The 4114-nt window shown below is 51.3% G+C and carries 1 tRNA gene and 2 rRNA genes; all 3 read right to left on the bottom strand.

From position 1 onward, the window contains the following. Positions 1-650: 650 nt before the first annotated feature. Positions 651-766: ribosomal RNA gene (gene rrf / locus QWI17_RS15195) — 5S ribosomal RNA — on the bottom strand. Positions 767-934: 168 nt separating this feature from the next. Continuing rightward, a 23S ribosomal RNA gene (locus QWI17_RS15190) occupies positions 935-3820 on the bottom strand. 201 nt (positions 3821-4021) lie between these two features. After that, positions 4022-4097, bottom strand: a tRNA-Ala gene (locus QWI17_RS15185). Positions 4098-4114: the final 17 nt, after the last annotated feature.

Here is a 4114-nt window from a genome sequence, read left to right as displayed (position 1 = left end):
GGTATTTTTTAGGGTTTATAGACGAAGGCTTGCATAGTGGCACGCTTTCACATGGGGGCTTCACGGAGCGCTTTGACTGCGATAGCAGTCTGCTTCGTCAAGCGCGGCCAGCTGTGCTGGTCGCTGGGTGACGAGCGTTTGCGCGGCAAGTTCAATAACAATTGAACACCCGCAAGCTCTGCTGAAGGGCTGGGCCACCGCGCTGCGGCCCCACGACCGCCATGAAAGGCGGAAGTGGCGTAATAGCAGAACAGTTTACGGCCTGATAAAGAGAGGGGCTTTGCCCCTGTGGGAGTAGGTCATCGGCAAGCACCGCGGTGTTATGCGTGCTGACCAAAAAATACCCCGAACCAGAGCCTGCCCCGCGAACGGAGCGAGCGTATTGGGTATTGCTGATTCGGGGTATTTCAAATTAGAAGCTTGACGATGACCTACTCTCACATGGGGACAAAACGGCATGGAGTGCCGCTTTAGATAGCCGGAGGCTACCCGAAGGGCGAGGGCCACGGATGGCCCGAGTCAAACCCCACACTTAAAGAGCGGGGCTTTGCCCGTGTGAGAGTTGGTCATCGACAAGCACCGCGGTGTTATGCGGGCCACATAAAAAAATACCCCGAACCATTACTGGCTCGGGGTATTTCAGATTAGAAGCTTGACGATGACCTACTCTCACATGGGGAAACCCCACACTACCATCGGCGCTGAGACGTTTCACTACTGAGTTCGGAATGGGGTCAGGTGGTTCCAACTCGCTATGATCGTCAAGCAAACAGGTTTGGGCTGTTTTTCGTCTTATCTCTTTGCAGAGTGCGTACTCACAACACCAAATAGGGCGATGAACAAAGTTGTAATTGCTGAGGGACACTGTGTATGTCTCACTCAAGTCCGTCGATTGATCATGTTACTTTCGTAAAGAATCAGTCGTTTCTGTTATATGGTCAAGCCTCACGGGCAATTAGTACTGGTTAGCTCAACGCCTCACAACGCTTCCACACCCAGCCTATCAACGTAGTAGTCTTCTACGGCCCTTTAGGGGATTCAAGATCCCAGGGAAAGCTTATCTTGAAGGAGGCTTCCCGCTTAGATGCTTTCAGCGGTTATCCCGTCCGAACATAGCTACCCGGCAATGCTATTGGCATAACAACCGGAACACCAGAGGTTCGTCCACTCCGGTCCTCTCGTACTAGGAGCAGCTCTTCTCAACTTTCCAACGCCCACGGCAGATAGGGACCGAACTGTCTCACGACGTTCTAAACCCAGCTCGCGTACCACTTTAAATGGCGAACAGCCATACCCTTGGGACCGGCTTCAGCCCCAGGATGTGATGAGCCGACATCGAGGTGCCAAACACCGCCGTCGATGTGAACTCTTGGGCGGTATCAGCCTGTTATCCCCGGAGTACCTTTTATCCGTTGAGCGATGGCCCTTCCATACAGAACCACCGGATCACTATGACCTACTTTCGTACCTGCTCGTCGTGTCAGACTCGCAGTCAAGCTGGCTTGTGCCATTACACTAACCTCCTGATTTCCGACCAGGATTAGCCAACCTTCGTGCTCCTCCGTTACTCTTTGGGAGGAGACCGCCCCAGTCAAACTACCCACCATACACTGTCCTCGATCCGGATAACGGACCTGAGTTAGAACCCCAAACATACCAGGGTGGTATTTCAAGGGCGGCTCCACCACATCTAGCGACATGGTTTCAAAGCCTCCCACCTATCCTACACAAATAGGTTCAGAGTTCAGTGTAAAGCTATAGTAAAGGTTCACGGGGTCTTTCCGTCTAGCCGCGGGAACACTGCATCTTAACAGCGATTTCAATTTCACTGAGTCTTGGGTGGAGACAGCGTGGCCATCGTTACGCCATTCGTGCAGGTCGGAACTTACCCGACAAGGAATTTCGCTACCTTAGGACCGTTATAGTTACGGCCGCCGTTTACCGGGGCTTCGATCAAGAGCTTCGCCGAAGCTAACCCCATCAATTAACCTTCCGGCACCGGGCAGGCGTCATACCCTATACGTCCACTTACGTGTTTGCAGAGTACTATGTTTTTAATAAACAGTCGCAGCCACCTGGTCACTTCGACCGGCTTCAGCTTAGGGAGCAAGTCCCATCACCAAGGCCGGCGTACCTTCTCCCGAAGTTACGGTACCATTTTGCCTAGTTCCTTCACCCAAGTTCTCTCAAGCGCCTTGGTATTCTCTACCTGATCACCTGTGTCGGTTTACAGTACGGTTCGTTATTACCTGAAGCTTAGAAGCTTTTCCTGGAAGCATGGCATCAACCACTTCGTCTCAATAATGAGACTCGTCATCAGCTCTCAGCCTTAAGGACCCGGATTTACCTAAGTCCTCAGCCTACTGCCTTAAACACGGACAACCAACGCCGTGCTGGCCTAGCCTACTCCGTCCCTCCATCGCAGTAATAACAAGTACAGGAATGTTAACCTGTTTCCCATCGACTACGCATTTCTGCCTCGCCTTAGGGGCCGACTAACCCTATTCCGATTAACGTTGAATAGGAAACCTTGATCTTCCGGCGAGGGGGTTTTTCACCCCCTTTATCGTTACTCATGTCAGCATTCGCACTTCTGATATCTCCAGCATGCTTCTCAACACACCTTCACAGACTTACAGAACGCTCCCCTACCATGCTCAAAGAGCATCCGCAGCTTCGGTTGCTAGTTTTAGCCCCGTTACATCTTCCGCGCAGGCCGACTCGACTAGTGAGCTATTACGCTTTCTTTAAAGGGTGGCTGCTTCTAAGCCAACCTCCTAGCTGTCTGAGCCTTCCCACATCGTTTCCCACTTAACTAACATTTGGGACCTTAGCTGGCGGTCTGGGTTGTTGCCCTCTTGACAACGGACGTTAGCACCCGCTGTCTGTCTGCCATGATTGCACTCCACGGTATTCGGAGTTTGCATGGGGTTGGTAAGTCGGGATGACCCCCTAGCCCAAACAGTGCTCTACCCCCGTGGGTGAGACATGACGCACTACCTAAATAGTTTTCGGGGAGAACCAGCTATCTCCCGGCTTGATTAGCCTTTCACTCCGATCCACAAGTCATCTCCTAACTTTTCAACGTTAGTGAGTTCGGTCCTCCAGTAAGTGTTACCTCACCTTCAACCTGCCCATGGATAGATCGCCGGGTTTCGGGTCTAATGCATGCGACTGGACGCCCTATTAAGACTCGGTTTCCCTACGGCTCCCCTAAACGGTTAACCTTGCCACATACATTAAGTCGCTGACCCATTATACAAAAGGTACGCAGTCACAGAACAAGTCTGCTCCTACTGCTTGTACGCACACGGTTTCAGGATCTATTTCACTCCCCTCACAGGGGTTCTTTTCGCCTTTCCCTCACGGTACTGGTTCACTATCGGTCAGCTGGGAGTATTTAGCCTTGGAGGATGGTCCCCCCATGTTCAGTCAAGATAACACGTGTCCCGACCTACTCGATTTCACAACAATTGCCTTTTCGTGTACGGGGCTATCACCCTGTATCGCGGAACTTTCCAGAACCTTCCACTAAGACAAAAGTTGCTTAAGGGCTAATCCGCGTTCGCTCGCCGCTACTTACGGAATCTCGGTTGATTTCTTTTCCTCCGGGTACTTAGATGTTTCAGTTCCCCGGGTTCGCCTCGTACACCTATGTATTCAGTGCACGATACCTAGCTTATGCTAAGTGGGTTTCCCCATTCGGACATGTACGGATCAAAGCATGTTTGCCGGCTCCCCGTACCTTTTCGCAGGCTCCTACGTCCTTCATCGCCTCCAGCTGCCAAGGCATCCACCGTGTGCGCTTAGTCGCTTGACCATATAACACAAGCGACTGATTTGTTACGACATGATAAATTCGCCGGACTTTTGTGTAGAGATACACAATGCGTCCTTTAATCAGCAATTTTATTACAACTTTGTTCATCTTGTTAAAGAGCGTCTGGTGTAAAACCAGGAAGATAATGTCTATTCGCAAAACATTATGTTTCTGACTTCAATCAACCATCAAGCAATGATATGGTGGAGCTATGCGGGATCGAACCGCAGACCTCCTGGATGCAAACCAGGCGCTCTCCCAGCTGAGCTATAGCCCCGTAACAGCCTGACGTCT

The sequence above is a fragment of the Gilvimarinus gilvus genome, assembly GCF_030518155.1.
GTDB lineage: Bacteria > Pseudomonadota > Gammaproteobacteria > Pseudomonadales > Cellvibrionaceae > Gilvimarinus > Gilvimarinus gilvus.
This window is presented reverse-complemented; position numbering and strand designations above follow the sequence as displayed.